Raw genomic sequence first — 22,946 nt, 5'->3', positions numbered from 1 at the left:
CCTATATTGGGGCCGTTTCCAATCACCGCGTGGGCGGACAAGCCGCCCACCCTACAGATTCATCGCTGGCACTGCACGCAGTAGAAGGTCGACCGCTGGCCTTGCTTGATCTGGCGGACCGGCGACCCACAGTTGCGGCAGGGCACTCCAGCTCGATCATAGACGAAATATGTCTGTTGGAAATACCCAGATTGCCCGTTTACCGCAATAAAGTCGCGCAGCGTGCTGCCGCCCTGCACGATGGCGGCGGCCAGGATGTCCTTGATGGCCTCGGCCAGCCGGTCGTAGCGGGCCCGGCTGATACGCGCAGCGGGCGTCTTCGGGTTGATCCCGGCACGGAACAGGCTCTCGCAGGCGTAGATGTTGCCGACGCCGACCACGATGTCGCCCGCCAGCAGCACCTGCTTGATCGGCGCATTGCGCTTGCGCGTCTCGCGCCACAGGAGTTCGCCAGAAAAGCCCTCGCCCAGCGGCTCCACGCCGAGCCCGCGCAGCAGCATGTGCTCTTCGAGTTCGCCCTCGTCCTTGCCGTGCCAGAGCACTGCGCCGAAGCGGCGCGGGTCGTGCAGGCGCAGCACCTGCCGGCTTTCCGCGCCCGCATCTGTCCCCACCACGACGAGGTCGAAGTGGTCGTGCTTGCGCGGCTCGATCCCCGGCGGCAGCACGCGCAGGTGGCCGGACATGCCGAGGTGGACGATCAGGGTGCCGTGCTCGAATTCGATCAGGAGGTACTTGCCGCGGCGGCTGGTCCCGGTAATGCGGCGGCCGGCCAGCAGTTCGGACAAGCCGGACGGGAAGGGCCAGCGCAGGCCTTCGCGGCGGAACACCGCCCCCTCGACGACGCGGCCTTCGATATGGGGCGCGACACCGCGCCGGGTGACTTCTACTTCTGGCAGTTCAGGCATGGGAAAGGGGAGTGGTGTAAATTCTTAGGCAGCAATTAAGTAAAACGCGCTGCAGTGCACGCGGGCGCATGCTTGAGCGTAGAATCAGACAACATCTCAGAATGGACCTGCCTTGAAAAACGCTTTCGTCATTGTAACCCTCTCCAGCATCCTGGCGGCATGCGCTGTCGCGCCCGGACAGCAAACTGCGCAACAGGCCGCAGCCGGGGCCGGCGCCGCGTCGGACACGCCTTTGGCTGCCGCCGAGGCAGGGTCCAGTGACGCCGACACCGCGCAGGCGGCTGCCGACGAGGAGGAGCTGGAAGCGAAGGCCCGGGCCGAGGTGGAAGCGCGGCTGCCGAAGGTCGAGATGACCAGCAGCATGCTGAACCAGTTACTTAAGGCCGAGTTTGCATTCCGCAAGGGCGACTGGCAGGGCCCCTATCTCACCATGCTGTCGCTGGCCCAGCAGACGCGCGACCCGCGCCTGGCGCGCCGCGCGGCCGAGATGGCGGTGGCCGCGCGCCAGGCCGACGACACCCTGGCTGCCGTGCGCCTGTGGCGCGAGCTCGACCCGCAGTCGGACGAGGCGACCCAGTACTTCGTCGGCATGGTGGTCACGTCGGACAATATCGCGGACGTCGAGCCGATCTTCGTGGAGCGCCTGAAGGAAGCGCCGCCTGATAAGCGCGGGATGCTGCTGTTCCAGATCCAGCAGCTGCTCGGCCGCGCCAAGGACAAGGAAGCGGCCAACGCGATGCTCGAGCGCGTCGTCGCCCCCTACAACAACACGTTTGAAGCGCATATCGTGCGCGCCCAGGCGGCGCTGGGGCGCAGTGACAAGGGCGCGGCCCTGCAAGCGGCCCACGCCGCCATGGTCGCCAAGCCGGATTCCGAAATCGCGGTGCTGATGATGGCCCAGGTCATCGAGGACGACGCCAAGGTCGCCCCGATGCTGGAAGCCTTCCTGAAAACCCACCCGGAGGCGCGCGAAGTGCGCGCCGCCCACGCCCGGGTACTGGTCAACCAGAAGCAGTACCCGCAGGCGCGCGCCCAGTTCGAGGCGCTGCTCAAGGGACGCCCCGACGACGCCGGCAACCTCTACGCACTGGGCGTGCTGGCGACCCAGATGAACGACGCCAAGGCCGCCGAAGGCTATTTCACCCGCTTTGTCGAAGTGCTCGGCCGTAACCCCGAGGACGAGCGCGACCCGACCCGCGCGCTGCTGATCCTGGCCCAGATCGCGGACGAGCGCGGCGACGTGCCGGCCGCGCTGGCCTGGCTCGACAAGGTTCCTGCCGGCACCGACCCGCAACTGCTGCTTAGCGCCCAGCTGCGCCGCGCCCAGTTGATGGGCAAGGGGGGCGACCTGGCGGGCGGGCGCAAGCTGCTGGCCGGCCTGAAGCCGGCCGAGCCGGCCCAGCAGGCCCAGGTGGCCGTGGCCGAAGTGCAGCTGCTGCGCGATGCCGGCCGCATGCTGGAGGCTTACTCGCTGATGGAGTCCGCCGCCAAGCGCTTCCCGAAGAACCCGGACCTGCTGTACGACTTCGCCCTGCTGGCCGAAAAAGTCGGCCGCGTCGAGGTGATGGAAAAGCTGCTGCGCGAGGTGATGGCGCTGGCGCCAGACAACCACCATGCCTACAATGCCCTCGGCTATTCGCTGGCCGAGCGCAATGTCCGCCTGCAGGAAGCCTACGCATTGATTGCCAAGGCCCTCGAGATGGCGCCGGGTGATCCCTTCATCATGGACAGCATGGGCTGGGTGCAGTACCGCCTGGGCAAGCTGGACGAGGCCGAGAAGTACCTGCGCAATGCCTATGCGCTGCGCAACGACCCGGAAATCGCCGTGCACCTGGGCGAGGTGCTGTTCCAGAAGGGGCAGCAGGCCGCCGCGCAGGCGCTGTGGCGCGAGGCGCGCGCCAAGGACCCGCAGAACGACACCTTGCGCAGCACACTGGCGCGCCTGCGCCAGAGCTTGTGAAATAATCCAGCCCGCCGCAACCATTTCGATTACCGATGCCGATTACCAGACGCCTGTCCCTGTCCGCCTGTGCCGCCGCGCTTGCCTTTCTAACCGGCTGTGCCACCACCAGCACCAACCTCGCCACCGTGGGCGCCTACCGCGATACCATCGACCTGAGCGGACGCCTGTCGACCAACTACCAGAAGAGCGGCAACCGCGAATCGATGACCGTCAATTTCGACTGGACGCAGCGCCCGGGCCAAGTGGATGTCACCATCGCCACCCCGCTGGGCCAGACGGTCGCGACCATCGAAGTCACGCCGCAGTCGGCCACGCTGACCCAGGCCGGCCGCGCGCCGGTGACGGAAGCCGACGTCGACGCCCTGAGCCAGCGCACGCTGGGCTGGCCGCTGCCGGTGTCGGGCCTGCGCGACTGGCTGCAGGGCTATGCCGTGGACGGGCAAGGGCAGCGCTTCAGCGCTTCGCCCGCACGCAACGAGATCGTCACCCAGGATGGCTGGCGCCTGCGCTTCGTCGAATGGCAGGACCCGAATGCCGCCCAGCCGGTACCGCGCCTCATCCATGCCACCCGGGCCGCGGTGGGAGATATCCAGGACCTCGAAATCCGGATCGCCATCAACCCGGCAGGGCAGGGCTGAGGACAGGACTGGAATTCATGCGTTCGCTTCACAACTGCCCGGCTCCGGCCAAGCTCAACCTGTTCCTGCACGTGACCGGCCGCCGCGCCGACGGCTACCACCTGCTGCAAAGCGTGTTCCAGCTGATCGACCACGGCGACACCCTGCATCTCGACCTGCGCATTGATGACCGCATCGTCCGCACGACCGAGGTGCCGGGCGTGCCGCAGGACCAGGACCTGATCGTGCGCGCGCTGCGCCTGCTGCAGGCGGAATATGCGCGCCGCCATGGCCGCATGCCGCCGGGCATCGATGTCGCCATCGACAAGGTCCTGCCGATGGGCGGCGGGCTGGGCGGGGGCTCCTCGGATGCCGCCACTGCGCTGATGGCCGCCAACCACCTGTGGCAGGCCGGATTGACGCAACAGGAGCTGATGGACCTGGGATTGCCGCTCGGCGCCGACATCCCCTTCTTCCTGTTCGGCGAAACCGCGTTTGCGGAAGGCGTGGGCGAGACCCTGCAAGCCGTGCCTGGCCCGGATTGCTGGTACGTCGTGCTCGAACCGGGCGTGGCAGTGCCGACCCCAGCAATTTTTTCCGCACCGGATTTGACGAGGGATACAAAGCCCGTTACAATAGCGGACTTTTCCAGCAGGCTCGCTGCTTCAGGCAAGCAGATTGGCTTCGGAAAGAATGATTTGCAGGACGTGGCTGAGCGCCTGTTCCCGCCGGTAGCAGAGGCGGTGAGCTGGTTGAGCGGTTACGGCGATGCCAGGATGACTGGCTCGGGGGCATGTGTGTTTTGTGCCTTCTCCGGCGAGCGTGAAGCGGACCAGGTAGTGGCGCAGGTGCCAAAACGATGGAAGGCTTGGAAAGCGCATTCGCTGGCGAGCCACCCGATGAAATCGCTCTTGCAAATCAATGAGTTGTAGAATAAAATTTTGCCTGTCGCGACGTTAGACGTTAAAATACGTAGAATGTAACGGCAAGCAGTTCAGTCGTGTAGGGGAATCGCCAAGCTGGTTAAGGCACCGGATTTTGATTCCGGCATACCAAGGTTCGAATCCTTGTTCCCCTGCCAAAGTTTTCCCGGCTGTCGAGGCGTGATCCTCCAGCGGGATAAACCAAGGTGCAGCGCCCATGCGCGCATCTACAAGCTAATCAGCCGGTTCATCCGGCTGATTGTTTTTCCAGACTCAACAACGCATTTCTTGGGACTCCCTCCATGGCTTACGAAAACCTGATGGTTTTTACCGGCAACGCCAATCCGGCACTAGCAGAGGGGGTCGCTAAGAACCTCGGCATTCCTCTTGGAAAAGCAGTCGTCTCGAAGTTCTCGGACGGCGAAGTCATGGTCGAGATCAACGAGAACGTGCGCGGCAAGGATGTCTTCGTCCTGCAATCGACCTGCGCACCGACCAACGACAACCTGATGGAAATCATCCTGATGGTCGACGCGCTCAAGCGCGCATCGGCAGGTCGCATTACCGCCGCCATCCCTTACTTCGGCTACGCCCGCCAGGACCGCCGCCCGCGCTCGGCGCGCGTCGCGATCTCGGCCAAGGTCGTCGCCAACATGCTGGAAGAAGCCGGCGTCGAGCGCGTCCTGATCATGGACCTGCACGCCGACCAGATCCAGGGCTTCTTCGACATCCCGGTCGACAACATCTACGCATCGCCGATCCTGCTGGGTGACCTGCAGAAGCGCAACTACGACGACCTGCTGGTCGTGTCGCCGGACGTCGGCGGCGTGGTGCGCGCCCGTGCGCTGGCCAAGCGCCTCGGCTGCGACCTGGCGATTATCGACAAGCGCCGCCCGAAGGCGAATGTGTCGGAAGTCATGAACATCATCGGTGAAGTCGAAGGCCGCAACTGCGTCATCATGGACGACATGGTCGACACCGCCGGCACGCTGTGCAAGGCTGCCGAAGTGCTGAAAGAGCGCGGCGCCAAGAAAGTCATCGCTTATTGCACGCACCCGGTCCTGTCGGGTCCGGCAATCGAGCGCATCCAGAATTCCCCGCTCGACGAGCTGGTCGTCACCGACACCATCCCGCTGAGCCCGGCCGGCGCCGCCTGCACCAAGATCCGCCAGCTGACCTGCGCACCGCTGCTGGCCGAGACCTTCAAGCGGATCGTGAAGGGCGATTCGGTCATCTCGCTGTTCGTCGATTAAGCAACAACACGTCGTTTTTTGCGGCGCGCCTGGCTGAAAAGCCGGCGCGCCGTTGTAACATCTTGGGTTTTCCGCATTCTTGAGCGCGCAGTACGGCGCTTGTTCACGACTGCCCTGGTCGCGGGGCAGTCACCACTGGGTTGCCGGGTCGGCATTCGTGCCGGCATTCGGACCCGTTTATTTTTGGAGTTTCACATGAAAGTAGTCGCATTCAACCGCACTCAGCAGGGGACCGGAGCGAGCCGCCGCCTGCGCAACGCCGGCCAGACCCCGGGCATCATCTACGGTGGCGCCGCAGCCCCGCAACTGATCGCCCTGGACGGCAACGCGTTGTTCCACGCGCTCAAGAAAGAAGCTTTCCACGGTTCGGTCCTGGACCTGGAAATCGAAGGCCAGACCCAGCAAGTCCTGCTGCGCGACTTCCAGATGCACGCATACAAGCAACTGGTCCTGCACGCTGACTTCCAGCGCGTCGACGCATCGAAGCCGATCCACACCAAGGTCACCCTGCACTTCGTCAACGCCGAGATCTCGCCGGCCGTCAAGCTGAGCAGCGCCGTGATCTCGCACGTGGCCAACGAACTGGAAGTGGCTTGCCTGCCGGGCAAACTGCCGGAGTTCATCGAAGTCGACCTGAGCAAGCTGGAAGCCGGCCAGTCGATCCACGTGAACGACCTGACCCTGCCGGAAGGCGTGACCGCGCTGACCCACGGCCAGAACCTGACCCTGGTGACCACTTCGATCCCGCGTGGCGCCGCTTCGACCGAAGCTGCACAGTAATATCTTTCTTTGCAAGCCGCTTCGGCGGCTTGCTGGAGTCGAAACCCGCCGTGGCCTAGCCCGGCGGGTTTTTGTTTTTCGTAGGGTGGGCGGCTGCACCTGTATCGGGTGCGATGTCGTGACATGGTTGCCGCCCACGCGTTCGAATGACGGAAATGTGCCGTGCGCGTCTGTTCATCTGCTGGTTGAACGCGTGGGCGGCGTACCTGTACCGGTTGATCCCATTGCCGGGTAGAGCGTGATCCGGTCCACTGGACCAGATCACCCCTACGAACGACACAAGGTCACGCCACGTTTTTCGGCGATAATCCTGTTTTTCCCAGAATCAAAGTAGACAGCGCATGTCCATCCGTCTGATCGTCGGCCTCGGCAACCCGGGCCCGGAATACGAACAAACCCGCCACAACGCCGGCTTCTGGCTGGTCGATAACCTGGCCAATTCCTTGCCGGGCTGCCGCCTGCAGCGCGAGTCGCGCTTCAATGCCATGGTGGCAAAGACCCGGATCGCGGGCAACGAGGTCTGGCTGCTGGAACCGCTGACCTACATGAACCGCTCCGGCCAGTCGGTCGGCGCGTTGGCGCGCTTTTATAAAATCAATCCGGACGAGGTGCTCGTCGTGCACGACGAACTCGATATGCTGCCCGGCGTTGCCAAGCTGAAGAAGGGCGGCTCCTCGGGCGGGCACAACGGCCTGAAGGACATTACCTCCGCCCTGGGCACCCAGGAGTACTGGCGCCTGCGCCTCGGCATCGGCCATCCGCGCAGCCTGAACCTGCAGCAGGCCGTGGCCGACTTCGTGCTGCACCGTCCGCGCCGTGAAGAACAAACACTGATCGAGGAATCGATCGACAAGGCCCTGCGCATCATTCCGCTGTGCTGCGAAGGCAAGATGGATGTGGCGATGATGCAGTTGCATACCGCCTGAACGTATCTGGCGGTCGATCAGTACGAAGGTCCCCGCACCACGACCTGCCCGCGCAGGTCGCCCATCATGCGCTCGAGTGCCGGCCGCATCCGGCGGTAATCCTCCGGCGTGCATGTCGCCGCCGTATGCCGGAACTGCAGGCGGCGCTTCACCACCACCTCCTTGCCCTGCCGCGCATACTGCGAGCGGTAGAAGAACCTGCCGTCATCCACTACCAGCCCTTTGGGCAGGGCGAGCACGCGGGTGCGGGGCGGCAGCGCATAGCGCAGTTCGTCCTCGGCATCGACGGCGGGGCAGACGAATTCCTGGCGCCGCTCCGGCTCGCGGCCCAGGTCGAATACCGCGTCGCCCAATCCGCCCCAGAAGTTGTAGGTCGTCGCCAAAGCGACCGGCCCCGGCAGGCGCAGGAAACCATCGGTGGCGCCGGAGAACGCCAGCGTGTAGTCGTCCGTCGGCGCGGCCTGGCCCGGCGTATCCGCTTCGCCCGGTTCGAGCAGGCCATCCCCCGTCTGCCCGAGCCCTGCCAGCATGCGCCGCACGAAGCGCTCGCGCTCGGCTTGTGGGGTGGCGCGGACGGCCTGGCGGTAGGGTTCCGCGATGGCACCGCCGCTGGTGCGCCGCACATGGAAGCGGCTGCTGCCGTCGCGCGCGATATCGAAGCGCGTCAGGGTGCGGCTGCGCGCCGGCTGGTAGGTGGGCGTGACCGCGAACCCGCCGGAATCCGCCAGCAGCACCGGCTTGCCGAGCAGGCTCGGTGCCAGGAAGCCGCCCGCCACCGTGCCGGCGGTCGGGTCGAGGAAGAGCTGCAACTGCGGCACGTAGACGATCACGTGGTTCAGCACGCCCAGCGTGGGCACCGCAGGCAGGCGGTAGGCATCGTCGCCATTGACCAGCGCGGCGCTGGACGGGATGCCGCTTGCAGCCAGCAGGGCTTGGAGCAGCACGACGTGGTCCTTGCAGTCGCCGTAGCGGTTGGCCAGCACGGACGATGCAGGATGCGGCACCACGCCGCCCGGTCCGAGGTAGACGGCGACGTAGCGGATATTGCGCCGTACCCAGTCCGACAGCGCGACTGCCCGCGCCTGCGTGCTGTCCAGCCCTTGCGTGACTTGGCTCGCCAGCGCCGCGATGGCAGCGTCCGGCTTCGCCGCCACGACGGCGCGTTCGTGGTAGGCACGCGCAAAGGCCGGGTAGTCGGGGAAGGTGGAGACCGCCAGCCGCCGGCCGTAGTCGAGGTAGCTTACCGATCCCGATTCGATGCGTTCGTTGTGTCCGTCCACGTAGCGGAAGGCATGGCGTCGCCGGCCCGGCAAGCTCTCGGATGCCACCGGCTCGAAACCGACGGCATCCGCCTGCAGCGTCATCGCGGCCGGCAGGTCGTAGGTGAGCCGGAAATCCTTGTGGCGGTAGGGGCGGGCCACCGTGAAGTCTTCGAACTGGCCGGGGAACAGCGGCGTATGGCGCCGGATGGAATAGCGCAGGGTAAGCGTGTCGCCGGCCTGGACGCCGGGGAAGATGACGACTTTCAGGCGCGTGTCCTGGAACATGGGCGCATCGGCGGATGCGGCTTCGTGCTGGTCGCGGATCTGCTGCGGCCCGACCGGCACGCGCCGTCCGTCGGGCTTGGTGGTCCAGGCTTCGACGGACACTACCCTGTCGAGCGAGCCGTTGAAGCTGATGGATTGTTCGGCATGCCGTTCGACGGCGCTTGGCGTGGCGATGGTTTTCACCAATTCGACATCGAGGGTGTAGGCGCCGTCGGCATCCACCGTGAAGTGCTGCCAATGGCGCTCGATGACGACCGAACGGTCGGTCCCGCTGTCGGCCGCCGCCGGCCGGCCGCAGGCGAACAGCAGCATCAGGAACAAGGCGAGTCGGATGGACATGGCGGGCTCCGCGAAAGCGATCGGTCCATGTTACGCAGCGCGTCCATGCCACCCTTGCGCCTGCGCAAGCACGCTCTTCCTGCGATAATTTCGGCCCATGAAGGCACTCACATTCCACGCCGGGCCACTGGCCCTGGCCCAGATCGGCGCGCAGGGCTTGCGCGCGCAGGACATCGCCATCGTGCCGGCCGCGGCCGGCGGCCCCAAGGGCCTGATCTTCCAGGCGCTCGACGGGTGGATGTTCGGCGAATGGCTGCCCGGTGCGCCGCGCGAGCGCGTGCTCATCGGTTCCTCGATCGGCGCCTGGCGCATGGCCGCCGCCTGCCAGCGCGACCCCGTCAAGGCGTTTGCGCGCCTGGGCGAGCTGTACGCGGGCCAGCGCTACACCAGCAAGAAACCGACCCAGCAGCAGATCGACGAAGTGGTGCAGGGATTATTGGGCGAGTTCGTGCGCGGCCACGAGGACGACATCGTCAGCCATCCCCACCACCGCCTGCACCTGCTGGCCGTGCGCGGCAAGGGCGCCCTGGCCGCGCCAGGACACGCGCGCGCCGAACTGCGCGGTTTCGCCGCGGCCGCCCTGCACAATGCCTGTTCGCGCGCCTGGCTCGGCCGCATGATGGAACGCGTGGTGATCGGCGACGCCCGTGCCCATGCGCCGTGGCTGCGCGAGCGCTTCGATGCCTTCACCACCCATTTTTCATCGCTCACGCGCCAGAACCTCGCGGCCAGCCTGCTGGCCTCGGGCACGCTGCCCCTCATCATGAAGCCGGTCACCGGCATCGCGGACCTGCCGCCGGGCAGCTACTGGGATGGCGGCATCATCGATTACCACCTGGCCTTGCCCTATGCAAAAGCGGCGAACGCCGCAGGGGAGGGGACCGACCTGGTGCTGTACCCGCATTTCACGCAGCACATCGTGCCGGGCTGGCTCGACAAGGGCTTCCCGTGGCGCCGGGCGGGACGCGCCCACCGCCACTGGCTCGACAACGTGCTGATCGTCGCGCCATCCGACGAATTCCTGCGCACCCTGCCGCGCGGCAAGCTGCCGGACCGGGCGGACTTCAAGTTCTACGGGCTGGACCATGACGAGCGCATCCGCAACTGGACGCGCGCGATGGGGGAAGGGCAGCGCCTGCGGGATGAGCTGGCCGCCTTCGTGGCCAAGCCCGACCTGTCGCGGATCAGGCCGATCTAGACGCGCAGCCCTCGAAGTCGGTATCGAACCATCCGCCGGGCTCGCACCTGCCGAGCAGCAGTGCCTGGATACGCGCGGCGCGTTCGGCCAGCGCCGCCGGGTTGCGCGACGGATGGTAGTGGTTGGGCGCCTTGATCATCGCCACCAGCCGGATGAATTCCTCGTCCGTTGCCGCCTCGAGCGGCTTGCCCAGGTAGCTGCGCGATGCCTGCGCCAGGCCCGTGAGCTGCCGGCCCTGGTGGGTGCCCATGTAGACCGTGGCCGTGTAGCGCGCCAGCTGTTCCGCTTTGAACATCCGTGCGTCCAGCACCAGCGCCATCACGTCGCGGCCCAGGTCGATGCGCTTGCAGCAAGCGAACACGCCGCGGTAGACGGCCTGCAGCATGCCCGGCACGCCGTCGAGCCGGCCATCGCCGAGGAACAGGTCGCGCGCCACCGCCGATGAAATGGTTGCCACGCCCTGGCCCTGGCCGAGGCTCAGGCCCGCATGATCATAGAAGGTCGGGTCTTCCACGCGCAGCAGGACCACGGCCTGGCGTTCGGAAAGCATGACCGTTTCCGTCGGCACGGCCAGGCTGAGTGCGTCGTCGAGGACCATCCACGCCCATGCAGCTGCGACTGCCAGGTAGGCTACCAGAACCAGTGCCAGCAACGTGGGCAGGCGCCGCCAGGTCTTGCGTTGCAATGCATTCGAAGTCATGGCTGTCCAGGAAATGTGGGAATTGCGATCTTAGCAGCAACAATCCCGGCCAAAATGCACACTTTTACACCTGGGCGATGTGCAAACGGACACAACAACCGGGGCGGCGCACGCCGTTTTTTTCGGCAACCCGGCGCGTCCGAGGTTACAATGTGGGGTTTTGGAGCAGGCTGCATTCACGCTCCGCGTTCACCGAATAGAAAGAGTTCCCATGAGCCTCAAATGCGGCATCGTCGGCCTGCCGAACGTCGGCAAGTCCACCCTGTTCAACGCACTGACCAAGGCCGGCATCCCGGCTGAAAACTACCCGTTCTGCACCATCGAGCCGAACGTCGGCGTGGTCGAGGTGCCGGATCCGCGCATCGACCAGCTGGCCGCCATCGTCAAGCCGGAGCGCGTGGTGCGGGCCATCGTGGAATTCGTCGACATCGCAGGCCTGGTGGCCGGCGCCTCGAAAGGCGAGGGCCTGGGCAACCAGTTCCTGTCGCACATCCGTGAAACCGACGCCATCGTCAACGTGGTGCGCTGCTTCGAAGACGACAACGTCGTGCACGTGGCCGGCAAGGTCAGCCCGCTGGACGACATCGTCGTGATCCAGACCGAACTGGCGCTGGCCGACCTGTCCACCGTCGAGAAGGCGATCCAGCGCGAGCAGAAGAAGGCGCGCTCGGGCGACAAGGACGCCGCCAAGCTGGTGGCCCTGCTGGAAAGGGTGCTGCCGCACCTGAACGAAGGCCTGCCGGTCCGCACCCTGGGCCTGGACGCCGAAGAGATGGCCCTGATCAAGCAGCTGAGCCTGATCACCGCCAAGCCGGCCATGTACGTGGCCAACGTGTCGGACACCGGCTTCACCAACAACCCGCTGCTGGACCAGCTGACCGCCTTCGCCAACGAGCAGAATGCCCCGATCGTGGCCATCAGCGCCGCCATCGAATCGGAAATCGCCGAGATGGACGACGCCGACAAGAAGGACTTCCTGGCCGACATGGGCATGGAAGAGCCGGGCCTGGACCGCCTGATCCGCGCCGGCTTCAAGCTGCTGGGCCTGCAGACCTACTTCACCGCCGGCGTGAAAGAAGTGCGCGCCTGGACCGTGCCGATCGGTGCCACCGCACCGCAGGCCGCGGGCGTGATCCACACCGATTTCGAGCGCGGCTTCATCCGTGCCCAGACCATCTCCTTCGACGACTACATCGCCTACAAGGGTGAGGCGGGCGCCAAGGAAGCGGGCAAGATGCGGGCGGAAGGCAAGGAGTACATCGTCAAGGATGGGGATGTGTTGAACTTCTTGTTCAACGTCTAACCTGTTCCGCTGGAGCACATGCCAAGCCCCGCCTTCGAACGGGGCTTTTCTTTTGGATCGCTTTCGTCCCAGGTAGATGGCCGTTCGTCCCACAACAGTTTTCCAATTGCCACTTCCATGTTCAACTACGGTCGAGTATCAGTTCCGATAACAACCGATCAATGAGCACATCATGAAAACAAGCCTGATGACTGTTGCCCTCTTGCTGGCAACGAACGGCGCCCTGGCCCAGGACGCGATCAACTGCGGTTCCTGCGCCGAATGGAACCAGCCCGCCAAGCCCTTCAACATCCACGGCAACACCTACTACGTCGGCACCGCCGGCCTGTCCGCCATCCTGGTCACCAGCCCTCAGGGCCACGTCCTGCTCGACGGCGCACTGCCACAGTCCGCCCCGCTGATCCAGAAAAACATCGAATCCCTCGGCTTCAGGATGAAGGACGTCAAGCTGATCCTGAACTCGCACGCCCACTTCGACCACGCCGGCGGCATCGCCGCGCTGCAGAAGGCCAGCGGCGCCACGGTCGCCCACAGCCCGCACGGCGCCCAGGTGCTGCGCGACGGCACCCCGGGCACGGACGATCCGCAGTACGACCCGAAGGAGCGCGCCCACATCCCCAAGGTCGCGCAGGTGAAGGAAGTCGCGGACGGCGAAACCCTGTCGGTCGGCCCGCTGCGCTTCACCGTGCACTACACCCCCGGCCACACGCCCGGCGGCACTACCTGGACCTGGCAATCCTGCGAGGCAGGGCGTTGCCTGGACATGGTCTATGCCGACAGCCTGACCGCGGTGTCCACCGACGGCTTCTACTTCACCGGCGGCGCCAACTACCCGGACCGCTCCGCAGCTTTTCGCAAGACGATCGACCGGGTCGCCAACCTGAAGTGCGACATCGTGATCGCCGCCCATCCGGGCTTCAGCGATGCGTTCAACAAGGCGGCGGCGAAGACGGCGCAATCGAACCCGTTCATCGATCCGGAAGGCTGCCGCAAGCTGGCCGCCGGCGCCGTCAAGAGCTTCGAGGCGCGCCTGCAGCGTGAACGCATTGAAAAGGCCAAGGCCGCCGGAGGCTGAGGACAAGGACCTGGATTGCTGCCATACTGTCGACCTTCTTTCGCGAGAGCTGACAGCATGGCCACCGTTACCGAACTCCTCATCTATCCGATCAAGTCCTGCGCCGGCATTGCGGTGCCGGAGGCGCAGTTCCTTATCTCAGGTTTGGAGGCGCAGGGCGTGCACGACCGCGAGTGGATGCTTGTCACCCCCGAGGGCCAGTTCCTGACCCAGCGCGAGTATCCGCGCATGGCGCTCGTCACCCCGCGTATCGACGGCGATGCCGTCGAGGTGACGGCCCCCGGCATGCCGCCGCTGCGCCTGCCGCTGGCGCACGATCCCGCTGCAGCGAAAATGACCGTGCAGATCTGGGACCACAGCGTGGAGGCCGCCGACTGCGGCGATGCCGCTGCCAGCTGGTTTGCAGATGCGATAGGCGGCGCTTGCCGCCTGGTGCGCTTCCGCCCGGATGTGCACCGTCCCACCAGCACCAAATGGACCGGCGGCGTGCCCGCCGAAACCCGCTTCGCCGACGGCTACCCGATCCTGGTCATTGGCCAGGCTTCGCTTGACGACCTCAACGCCAGGCTGCAAGCCGCCGGCCGCGCGCCGTTGCCGATGAACCGCTTCCGCCCGAACCTGGTGGTCGACGGCATCGAGGCCTTCGAGGAAGACTACGTGGAGGCGTTGACGGCGGATGGCCTGGCGATCCGCCCGGTCAAGCCCTGCGCGCGCTGTCCGATCCCGTCGATCGACCAGGCCACCGGCATCATGGGCCCCGATCCGCTCGACATCCTGCAAACCTACCGCGCCAATTCGCGCATGGAAGGCGCGGTCTGCATGGGCATGAACTGCATCGTCACTAGAGGCGAGGGCGCGTCCTTACGCGTCGGTCAGCAGCTCGACGCCGCCATCGCGTTCTGATTCGATGCAGCCTGCATCAGCCTTGCAGTGTCGTTAAATCGCCCATCCGGGCGATTTTTCGTTTGCAAGGTAGGAAAGATGGCGTAATGTTACGGTTATTGCTGAAAGGAATTTTCAATGCACGAGCCGGATGCGCAGACGCGAGAACTGATGCTGGAGAACGAGGCCCTGCGTTCTCGCATGGCGTACCTGCTCGAGCAGGCCGAGCGCAACCATGCGATCATGACCCGCCACCAGGCTTTCGACCTGCAGATCGTGGGCGCGGGTTCGTTCACGGAACTGGTGTCGACCATCTTCTGCACGCTGCCGCTCATCTCCGAACTCGATGTCGTGACGCTGTCGCTGGTCGATCCGGAAGCCGACATCTATACCGTCATGCACAAGCTGGGCGTGGACTACGAAGAGCTGCCCAACCTGCTGTTCTGCGAACATGCCGAGGAGCTCGGGTTCACGGCGCCGCAGGGGCATCTTCCGCGTCCGGTGCTGGGCCCGTATGCACCGTCCCGCCATGCTGCGATGTTCCCGCAGCCGCCCAAGGACCTGCAGAGCGTGGCCCTGGTGCCGCTGCTGCGCAACACCCGCCTGATCGGCAGCCTGAACCTGGGCAGCGCGGACCCGAACCGTTTTACGTCGGCCCTCGGCACCGACTTCATCGAGCACATGGGCTCGATCGTCGCGATCTGCCTCGAGAACGTCATCAGCAACGAGATGCTGAAGTTTATCGGGTTGACCGATTCGCTCACCGGCGTCTACAACCGCCGCTACATCGACCGCCGCCTGGTGGAAGAAATCGCGCGGGCGCGCCGCCAGGGCTACCGTGTCTCGTGCATGTACATCGACATCGACCATTTCAAGCAGGTCAACGACAGCATGGGACACCAGGGCGGCGACGAGGTGCTGCGCGAGGTGGCCAACCGCATCAAGGCCGAACTGCGCATCTCGGATGCGCTGGCGCGCTTCGGCGGCGAGGAATTCGTGGTGCTCCTGATCGATGCGGACCTGGAAAGCGCCAGCATGGTGGCGCAGCGCATCCGCGCCAGCGTGGCCTTGAGCCCGGTGCACCTGAACACGGGCGAGCGGGTAGAGGTGACGGTCTCGATCGGGGTGGCGACGCTGGATGATTTCGAGCGGGATCATGCGATCGAGGGCGTGGCACAGGACCTGGTGGCGCAGGCGGATACGGCGCTGTACCAGGCGAAGGCCAATGGCCGCAATCGCGTGGTGTCGCTGTCGTAGGGTGGGCGGCTTGTCCGCCCACGTAGTGGTAGTTTGCAGCAAGATCATCGAGCACGACAACGGAGCCGGTAACAATCACCGCGTGGGCGGGAAAACAGTCCACTGGACTGTTTTCCCCCGCCCACCCTACAGTAAACGGCTTTCGGCGTTGCTAACGGCTTCGCCTTCACCCCGCAGCACCAGCACATCGCCGGCCAGCAGGGTCGTCTCCGGATCGAAGTTCAGGCTCTGCCCATTCCTGCGCAGCGTCGTCACCTCCGCCCCGGTTTCCTCCAGCGCCAGCTCGCGGAGCTGCCGGCCGATCGCCGCCGCGCCGCTGTGCAGCGTCACGGAATGCAGGCGCACGTGGGTGTGCTCGAGGTCGTCCGACACGTCGCTGGCGCCGTGGAAGTAGCCGCGCAGCGAGGCGTACCGTTCGTCGCGCACCACCTGAACCCGGTGCACCACGCGGCGCAGCGGCACGCCCATCGTCACCAGCGCGTGCGAGGCCAGCATCAGTGAACTCTCCAGCGCTTCCGGCACCACCTCGGTGGCTCCGGCTTGCTTGAGCACGTCGAGGTCGCTGTCGTCGTGGCTGCGCACGATCACGGCCAGGTTCGGCGCCAGCTCGTGCACCAGGTGCAGCACCTTCAGCGCCAATCTGGTGTCGGCGAAGGTGATCACCAGCGCGCTGGCGCGGTTGATGCCGGCCGCGATCAGGCTTTCGCGGCGCGCCGCGTCGCCGTAGGAGACGTTGGCGCCGGCGGCCTGCGCTTCCTGCACCCGCTCCGGGTCCAGGTCGAGCGCGTACCAGGGCAGCTTTTCTTCGCTCAGCAGCGTCGCCAGGCTCTGGCCGCTGCGCCCGAAACCGGCAATGATCACGTGCTTCTGGGTCTTCATGGTGCGGCTGGCGATCTGGGTCAGCTGGAGCGACTGCATCATCCATTCGTTGGCCGCCAGCTTCATGACGATGCGGTCCATGTTGTCGATGATGAAGGGCGCGAGCAGCATCGACAGCACCATCGATGCCAGCACCAGCTGGATCAGGAAAGGGTCGACCAGCTTCGAGCCCATTGCCAGGTTCAGCAGCACGAAGCCGAACTCACCCGCCTGCGCCAGCGCCAGGCCGGTGCGCATCGCGACGCCGTCCGACGATCCAAAGGCCTTGGCCAGCGCCGCGATGATGGCGAACTTGAGCAGCACCGGAAAGATCACCAGCGCCAGCACCACCCACCAGTGCTGCAGCACCAGTTGCAGGTTGAGCAGCATGCCCACCGTGATGAAGAACAGCCCGAGCAGCACGTCGCGGAAGGGCTTGATGTCTTCTTCCACCTGGTGCTTGTACTGGGTTTCGGAGATCAGCATGCCGGCCACGAAGGCTCCCAGCGCCAGCGACAGGCCGGCCTGCTCGGTGATCCAGGCCAGGCCGAGCGTCACCAGCAGCAGGTTGAGCATGAACAGCTCCTGCGAGCGGCGCTTGGCGACGATGGTGAACCAGTTGCGCATCAGCTTCTGGCCGAACTTCAGGAGCAGGGCCAGCACGAAGGCCGCCTTGAGCGCCGCCCAGCCGAGCGTGATGGCGAGTTCCTCGGCTGGCCGCGCCAACGAGGGAATCATGATCAGGAGCGGCACCACGGCGAGATCCTGGAACAGCAGGATGCCGATGATGCGGCGCCCGTGCTCGCTTTCCAGTTCGAGCCGCTCGGTGAGCATCTTGACCACGATGGCGGTCGACGACATTGCCAGCGCCCCACCCAGGGCAAACGCGGCCTGCCAGCTCACGTGCAGGGAAGCTGCCCACCAGGAAATTAACAGACCGAAAACCATCGCCGCCGCGATTGTCAATACGACTTGAGCCAGACCTAGTCCGAACACGATGCGCCGCATCGATTTGAGCTGGGCGAGGGAAAATTCGAGGCCGATGGAAAACATCAGGAAGACGACGCCGAATTCGGCCAGCGCATGGGTGGCGGGACTGTCGTCTGCCAAGGCCAGCGCATGGGGGCCGATCAATACGCCGACGGCCAGATAGCCGAGCATCGGCGGGAGGTGAAGCATCCGGAATGCGACCACGCCCAGCACGGCGCAGCCCAGCAGGAGCAGGGTCAGTTCAAGTCCGGAATGCATCTTCCCCAGTGTATTTTGTTGTCGTTGTTATATTCGTTGTCGCGTGCTTTGTCGCGCTCAGTGTCGTAGTTTGTTACGACTGGCAAGTTTTTTGCTTACCCAATTCGTTTATACTGCCGTCATGAGTGTAACCCATGAAAAAATAATGCTGAAAAGTTTTGACGCGGACCAGGCCCGCCGTGTGCTGGAGCTGGGCCGCGAGACCCTTGCCATCGAAGCCGACGCGATCCGCGCCCTGCATGCGCGCCTCGGCGACGACGATACTTTCGTGCGCGCCGTCCAGCTGCTGTACGGCTGCACCGGCCGCGTGGTCGTTTCCGGCATGGGCAAGTCGGGCCACATCGGCCGCAAGATTGCCGCTACCCTGGCCTCGACCGGCACGCCGGCCATGTTCGTGCACCCCGGCGAAGCCGCCCACGGCGACCTCGGCATGGTGACGTCGCACGACGTGTTCATTGCCATTTCGAATTCCGGCGAATCGTCCGAGCTGCTGGAAATCCTGCCGGCCATCAAGCGCATGGGCACGCCGGTCATCTCGATGACCGGCAAGCCGCATTCGCGCCTGGCCAAGCTGTCCGAGATCCACCTCGACATCTCGGTGGCCAAGGAAGCCTGCACCCTGAACCTGGCCCCGACCACCAGCACCACCGTCACGCTCGCCATGGGTGACGCGCTGGCCGTGTCGCTGCTGGATGCGCGCGGCTTCCGCGAGGAAGACTTCGCCATGTCGCACCCCGGCGGCGCCCTCGGCCGCCGCCTCTTGACCCACGTGCGCGACGTGATGCGCAGCGGCGATGCCATCCCTGCGGTGTCGCCAGATACCCCGCTGACGCGCGCGCTGCTGGAAATCAGCCAGAAGGGCATGGGCATGACCGCCATCGTCGACGAAGAGCGCCGCCCGGTCGGCGTGTTTACCGATGGCGACCTGCGCCGCCTGATCGAGCGCGTGACCGACTTCTCCAACATCACGATCCGCGACGTGATGCATGCCAACCCGCGCCGCGTTCATCCGGAACAGCTGGCGGTGGATGCCGTCGCGGTCATGGAAGAATTCCGCATCAACCAGATGCTCGTCGTCGACGGCGAAGACCGCCTGGTGGGCGCGCTCCACATCCACGACCTGACCCGCGCCAAGGTGATTTGATGACGCCAACAGAGTTTATGCAACGCGCGGCGCGCGTGAAGGTGATGATCTTCGATGTCGACGGCGTGCTTACCGATGGCAGCCTGACGTACGGCCCGGACGGCGAGGTCACCAAGACCTTCAACGTGCTCGACGGCCTCGGCATCCAGCTGCTGAACAAGACCGGCGTCAAGACCGCCATCATCAGCGCACGCAAGTCGCCGATCGTGGTCAAGCGTGCGGCCGATCTCGGCATCTCGCACGTCTACCAGGGCATCCACGACAAGCGCGTCGGTTTCGCAGAATTGCTGCAAGCAACAGGTGTGACGCCGGAAGAATGCGGGTACATCGGCGACGACGTGATCGACCTGCCGCTGTTCACCCGCGTCGGCTTCGCCGTCACCGTGCCCTCGGGCCATCCGGAAGTGCAGCACCGCGCGCATTACGTCACCAGGAACGCGGGCGGCCGCGGCGCCGTGCGCGAGGTCTGCGACCTCGTCATGCGCGCGCAGGGCACCTACGAACAGGCGCTTGCGCCGTATTTTGCATAACGACGCAGCATGGTCAATTACAAGCGCACCGCCCACCGCTGGAAGCTCCTGACGATCATGATGATCGCGACCTTCTGCGCCTTCGGCAGCTTCTGGCTGGTGCAGGTGATGGAACAGCAGGATGGCGACGCCCGCCTCGGCGGGCCACAGGACGAGCCGGACTACATCGTCGAGAACTTTTCCTTCGTGCGCATGACGGAACAGGGCAAGCCGAGCTACGTGGTGTCGGGCAAGCGCCTGGCGCACACGCCGCTGGGCGACGTGTCCCAGGTCGAGGCGCCGGTGATGCAGGGCATCACGCCCGGCCGCCCGCGCATGACCATCGTCGCCAACCGCGCCCAGATCTACCACGAGGAGCACCGCGTCGAACTGCTCGGCAACGTCGACATCCAGCGCCCGGCCACGCCGACCAGCGAAGCGCTGCGCGTGCAGACCCAGGCCCTGACCGTGCTGCCCGACGAGGAAATCCTCAAGACCGAGCGTCCGATCCGGATGCAGCTGGGGGCCGCCACCGTGACCGGTACCGGCATGGTCGCCAACAATGCGACCCAGAAGCTGCACCTGGCCAGCCGCGGCCAGATCGTCTATCCGCCACGCGCGCGCCAGTAAGACCAGGGCGCCGCGTCAACCCAGGACAAAGCAAGAACATGAAAAAACTCATCGCAGCCGCATTCCTCAGCCTGGCCGCCTTCGGCGCCTCGGCGGAGCGCGCCGATTCGCTCAAGCAGGCCGTGATCGACTTCGATTCGCTCGACGTCGACGAGGTCACGCAAACCCGCATCCTGACCGGCAACGTCGTGCTCACGCGCGGCACCTTGATGCTCAAATCCGACCGCGCCCTGGTGAAGGAAACGCCGGAAGGCTACCTGAGCGTGACCCTTACCGCCAACAGCGGCAAGCTGGCCACCTTCCGCCAGAAGCGCGACGGCGGTGCCGATCTGTGGGTCGAGGGCCAGGCCCAGCGCATCGAATACGACGAGCGCGCCGAACTGGTCAAGCTCTTCACCAACGCCGAAGTGCGCGAACTGGAGAGCGGGCGCATGACCAACGAGATCAAGGGCCCCTTCATCTCCTACGACAACCGCCGCGAAGTCGCGCAGGTGCGCAACGACGCCAGCGGCGCCAGCAAGGTGGGCGGCGGCCGCGGCACCCTGATCATCGCGCCGCGCCGCGCCACGCCGGCCGCGTCTGCAACCGAGGGCGGCAAGCGATGACGGCATCATCGAGCGCAGAAATGGCGACCGCGCGCGAAGGCTGCAGCACCCTGATCGTCAATGGCCTGCAGAAGAGCTACGGCAAGCGCCTGGTGGTGCGCGACGTGTCGCTGCAGGTGGAGTGCGGCGAAGTGGTCGGCCTGCTCGGCCCGAACGGCGCCGGCAAGACCACCTCGTTCTACATGATCGTCGGCCTGGTGCCCTCGGACGCCGGCACCATCGACATCAACGGCACCGACATCTCGAGCCTGCCGATCCACCGGCGCGCGGTGCTGGGACTGTCCTACCTGCCGCAGGAAGCCTCGGTGTTCCGCAAGCTGACGGTGGAGGAGAACATCCGCGCCGTGCTGGAACTGCAGCGCGTGGACGGCAAGCCGCTCACGAAGGACCAGATCAACGAGCGCCTCGACACCCTGCTGGCTGACCTGCAGATCGAGAAGCTGCGCGAGAACCCGGCGCTGTCGCTGTCGGGCGGCGAGCGGCGCCGCGTCGAGATCGCGCGCGCGCTGGCGACCAACCCGCGTTTCGTGCTGCTCGACGAACCCTTCGCCGGCGTCGACCCGATCGCGGTGATCGAGATCCAGCGCATCGTGCGCTTCCTGAAGGAGCGCAACATCGGCGTGCTGATCACCGACCACAACGTCCGCGAGACGCTCGGCATCTGCGACCGCGCCTACATCATCAACCAGGGCGCGGTGCTGGCCTCTGGCCGCCCCGACGACATCATCGCCAACGAATCCGTGCGGCGTGTGTACCTCGGTGAGCATTTCAGAATGTAGTCACGAACATCTGGCATGAAACAGTCTCTCCAGCTTCGCACCTCGCAGCACCTGGCGCTCACGCCGCAACTGCAGCAGTCGATCCGCCTGCTGCAGTTGTCCACGCTCGAACTGCACCAGGAGATCGAGCAGATCCTGCATGATAACCCGCTGCTCGAACGGCTCGACGATCCGCTCGACCGCTCGGTGCGCCTGCTGGCCGACGGCGCCATCAATACCGCGCCGCCGAATGGCGAAGCGCCGGCTGCCCAGCCCGGACAGGAAGGGCCGGACGGCGCCAAGGCCGAGAACGGGGGCATGGATGGCGAGGACCATGGCGAGCGTGGCGATGCCGACATGGACTGGGGCGGTGAAGGCGGCGGTGCGCGCAGCGGCGACGACGAGGACGGCCGTCCGCAGCTGGAAGCCGATGGCATCACGCTGCGCGAACACCTGGGCGAGCAGATTCGCCTGACCGGCTGCAGCATGCGCGACCGCGCGCTGGCCGAGCTGGTGATCGATGCGCTCGACGACAACGGCTACCTGGAAGAACCGCTTGACGAGATCCATGCGCGCCTGCCGGAAGAACTCGAGGTCGAGATGGACGAGCTGCGCTGCGCATTGGCGCTGGTGCAGAGCCTGGACCCGACCGGCGTGGGGGCGCGCAGCGCGGGCGAATGCCTGGCCCTGCAGATCCGCCGCATGCCGGGCGTGCCGCTGGTGACGCGGCGCCTGGCCCTGAAGATCGTCGAAGGATATTTGACCTGGTTCGCCCAGCGCGAATACACCAAGCTCAAAAAAGCGCTCGACTGCGACGACGAAGACCTGCGCGAGGTGCAGGCCGTGATCCGCCAGTGCAATCCGCATCCCGGCGCGGCCTTTGGCTCGGGCGTGTCGGACTACGTGGTGCCGGACGTGATCGTGCGCCGCGCGAAGAACGGCTGGGCCGTCTCGCTGAACCCGGAAGTGATGCCGAAGCTGCGCGTGAACAGCCTGTACGCCAGCCTGCTCAAGCAGGGGAAGAGCGAGAGCCAGATGGGCGCGCAGCTGCAGGAAGCCAAGTGGCTCATCAAGAACATGCGCCAGCGCTTCGATACGATCCTGCGTGTTGCCGAGGCGATCGTCGAGCGCCAGCGCAATTTTTTCAGCCACGGCGCGGTTGCCATGCGCCCTCTTGTTTTGCGTGAGATAGCTGATACACTAGGCCTACACGAGAGCACGATCTCACGTGTAACCACTCAGAAATACATGCTGACCCCGCACGGCATGTTTGAGCTGAAGTACTTCTTCGGAAGCCACGTCGCCACCGAAGCGGGGGGAGAAGCCTCCTCGACGGCGATCCGCGCGCTCATCGCGCAATTGACAGGAGCAGAAGACCCTAGGAATCCTCTATCCGACAGCAAGATCGCGGAGATGCTCGGGGAACAAGGTATGGTCATTGCGCGCCGGACGGTTGCCAAATACCGCGAAGCGCTCAAGATTCCGCCCGTCAGCCTCCGCAAATCCCTGTAAAGCACCTGCCCACT

At 65.4% G+C, this 22,946-nt stretch carries 21 protein-coding genes and 1 tRNA gene; 18 read left to right on the top strand and 4 right to left on the bottom strand.

What is annotated here, in order from left to right; translation table 11 throughout:
* Positions 1-59: 59 nt before the first annotated feature.
* On the bottom strand, positions 60-905 hold the full coding sequence (gene mutM, locus MA09_RS06065) for a bifunctional DNA-formamidopyrimidine glycosylase/DNA-(apurinic or apyrimidinic site) lyase (protein WP_036246247.1): 846 nt from the start codon (positions 903-905) through the stop codon (positions 60-62).
* Positions 906-1,017: 112 nt separating this feature from the next.
* Here mutM and MA09_RS06060 point away from each other — a divergent pair, with 112 nt between their 5' ends.
* The 7 genes from MA09_RS06060 (at position 1,018) to pth (ending at position 7,367) form a co-directional block, all read left to right on the top strand.
* Positions 1,018-2,865 (top strand): tetratricopeptide repeat protein, encoded by a 1,848-nt coding sequence (locus tag MA09_RS06060; protein ID WP_036246246.1) that lies wholly within the window; start codon positions 1,018-1,020, stop codon positions 2,863-2,865.
* 35 nt (positions 2,866-2,900) lie between these two features.
* Positions 2,901-3,506 (top strand): outer membrane lipoprotein LolB, encoded by a 606-nt coding sequence (locus MA09_RS06055; protein WP_036246245.1) that lies wholly within the window; start codon positions 2,901-2,903, stop codon positions 3,504-3,506.
* Positions 3,507-3,523: 17 nt separating this feature from the next.
* Positions 3,524-4,417 (top strand): 4-(cytidine 5'-diphospho)-2-C-methyl-D-erythritol kinase, encoded by an 894-nt coding sequence (gene ispE / locus MA09_RS06050; RefSeq protein ID WP_036246244.1) that lies wholly within the window; start codon positions 3,524-3,526, stop codon positions 4,415-4,417.
* 72 nt (positions 4,418-4,489) lie between these two features.
* A tRNA-Gln gene (locus MA09_RS06045) sits at positions 4,490-4,566 on the top strand.
* Positions 4,567-4,710: 144 nt separating this feature from the next.
* On the top strand, positions 4,711-5,661 hold the full coding sequence (locus MA09_RS06040) for a ribose-phosphate pyrophosphokinase (protein WP_036246243.1): 951 nt from the start codon (positions 4,711-4,713) through the stop codon (positions 5,659-5,661).
* A gap of 195 nt (positions 5,662-5,856) precedes the next feature.
* Positions 5,857-6,441 carry a 50S ribosomal protein L25/general stress protein Ctc gene (locus MA09_RS06035; protein ID WP_036246242.1) on the top strand — a complete coding sequence of 195 codons (585 nt, stop codon included), beginning with the start codon at positions 5,857-5,859 and terminating at the stop codon, positions 6,439-6,441.
* 341 nt (positions 6,442-6,782) lie between these two features.
* On the top strand, positions 6,783-7,367 hold the full coding sequence (gene pth, locus MA09_RS06030; protein ID WP_036246241.1) for an aminoacyl-tRNA hydrolase: 585 nt from the start codon (positions 6,783-6,785) through the stop codon (positions 7,365-7,367).
* A 17-nt stretch (positions 7,368-7,384) separates the two neighbouring features.
* On the opposite strand, the gene MA09_RS06025 is transcribed toward pth, so the two are convergent.
* Positions 7,385-9,253 (bottom strand): DUF3857 and transglutaminase domain-containing protein, encoded by a 1,869-nt coding sequence (locus MA09_RS06025; RefSeq protein WP_051933209.1) that lies wholly within the window; start codon positions 9,251-9,253, stop codon positions 7,385-7,387.
* 97 nt (positions 9,254-9,350) lie between these two features.
* On the opposite strand from MA09_RS06025, the gene MA09_RS06020 reads away from it, so the two are divergent.
* Positions 9,351-10,451, top strand: coding sequence for a patatin-like phospholipase family protein (locus tag MA09_RS06020; protein WP_036246240.1), 1,101 nt, complete (start codon positions 9,351-9,353; stop codon positions 10,449-10,451).
* On the opposite strand, the gene MA09_RS06015 is transcribed toward MA09_RS06020, so the two are convergent.
* Positions 10,438-11,151, bottom strand: a complete 714-nt coding sequence (locus MA09_RS06015) for a transglycosylase domain-containing protein (protein ID WP_036246239.1) — start codon at positions 11,149-11,151, stop codon at positions 10,438-10,440. The genes MA09_RS06020 and MA09_RS06015 overlap by 14 nt on opposite strands.
* Before the next feature lie 211 nt (positions 11,152-11,362).
* On the opposite strand from MA09_RS06015, the gene ychF reads away from it, so the two are divergent.
* The 4 genes from ychF (at position 11,363) to MA09_RS05995 (ending at position 15,668) form a co-directional block, all read left to right on the top strand.
* Positions 11,363-12,454 (top strand): redox-regulated ATPase YchF, encoded by a 1,092-nt coding sequence (gene ychF, locus MA09_RS06010; protein WP_036246238.1) that lies wholly within the window; start codon positions 11,363-11,365, stop codon positions 12,452-12,454.
* Between the two features lie 172 nt (positions 12,455-12,626).
* Positions 12,627-13,529 carry a subclass B3 metallo-beta-lactamase gene (bla, locus tag MA09_RS06005; protein ID WP_229440574.1) on the top strand — a complete coding sequence of 301 codons (903 nt, stop codon included), beginning with the start codon at positions 12,627-12,629 and terminating at the stop codon, positions 13,527-13,529.
* Positions 13,530-13,586: 57 nt separating this feature from the next.
* Positions 13,587-14,432: an MOSC domain-containing protein gene (locus MA09_RS06000; RefSeq protein WP_036246237.1), complete on the top strand. Its 846-nt coding sequence runs from the start codon at positions 13,587-13,589 to the stop codon at positions 14,430-14,432.
* 117 nt (positions 14,433-14,549) lie between these two features.
* The gene (locus tag MA09_RS05995) at positions 14,550-15,668 is read left to right on the top strand and encodes a diguanylate cyclase (protein ID WP_036246236.1); all 1,119 of its coding nucleotides are present in this window, start codon (positions 14,550-14,552) and stop codon (positions 15,666-15,668) included.
* A gap of 126 nt (positions 15,669-15,794) precedes the next feature.
* Here MA09_RS05995 and MA09_RS05990 read toward each other — a convergent pair whose 3' ends face one another.
* Complete coding sequence (locus tag MA09_RS05990) at positions 15,795-17,774, bottom strand: monovalent cation:proton antiporter family protein (protein WP_036246235.1); 1,980 nt, start codon at positions 17,772-17,774, stop codon at positions 15,795-15,797.
* Between the two features lie 121 nt (positions 17,775-17,895).
* Between MA09_RS05990 and MA09_RS05985 the strand changes: the two genes are divergently transcribed.
* The 6 genes from MA09_RS05985 to MA09_RS05960 are packed head-to-tail and all read left to right on the top strand — an operon-like array spanning position 17,896 to position 22,932.
* Positions 17,896-18,918, top strand: coding sequence for an SIS domain-containing protein (locus MA09_RS05985; RefSeq protein ID WP_036246350.1), 1,023 nt, complete (start codon positions 17,896-17,898; stop codon positions 18,916-18,918).
* A 17-nt stretch (positions 18,919-18,935) separates the two neighbouring features.
* Positions 18,936-19,448: an HAD family hydrolase gene (locus tag MA09_RS05980; RefSeq protein ID WP_229440572.1), complete on the top strand. Its 513-nt coding sequence runs from the start codon at positions 18,936-18,938 to the stop codon at positions 19,446-19,448.
* Positions 19,449-19,457: 9 nt separating this feature from the next.
* Entirely contained in the window at positions 19,458-20,057 is a 600-nt protein-coding gene (lptC, locus tag MA09_RS05975; RefSeq protein ID WP_036246233.1) for an LPS export ABC transporter periplasmic protein LptC, read from the top strand.
* 38 nt (positions 20,058-20,095) lie between these two features.
* A complete protein-coding gene (gene lptA, locus MA09_RS05970) occupies positions 20,096-20,662 on the top strand; it encodes a lipopolysaccharide transport periplasmic protein LptA (RefSeq protein WP_036246232.1) in 567 nt (188 codons plus the stop codon).
* Positions 20,659-21,441, top strand: coding sequence for an LPS export ABC transporter ATP-binding protein (gene lptB / locus MA09_RS05965; RefSeq protein WP_229440571.1), 783 nt, complete (start codon positions 20,659-20,661; stop codon positions 21,439-21,441). Before lptA ends, lptB begins: the two co-directional genes overlap by 4 nt.
* Before the next feature lie 15 nt (positions 21,442-21,456).
* Complete coding sequence (locus tag MA09_RS05960) at positions 21,457-22,932, top strand: RNA polymerase factor sigma-54 (protein ID WP_036246230.1); 1,476 nt, start codon at positions 21,457-21,459, stop codon at positions 22,930-22,932.
* Positions 22,933-22,946: the final 14 nt, after the last annotated feature.

The sequence above is a fragment of the Massilia sp. BSC265 genome, from assembly GCF_000740675.1.
Lineage (GTDB): Bacteria > Pseudomonadota > Gammaproteobacteria > Burkholderiales > Burkholderiaceae_D > Telluria.
This window is presented reverse-complemented; position numbering and strand designations above follow the sequence as displayed.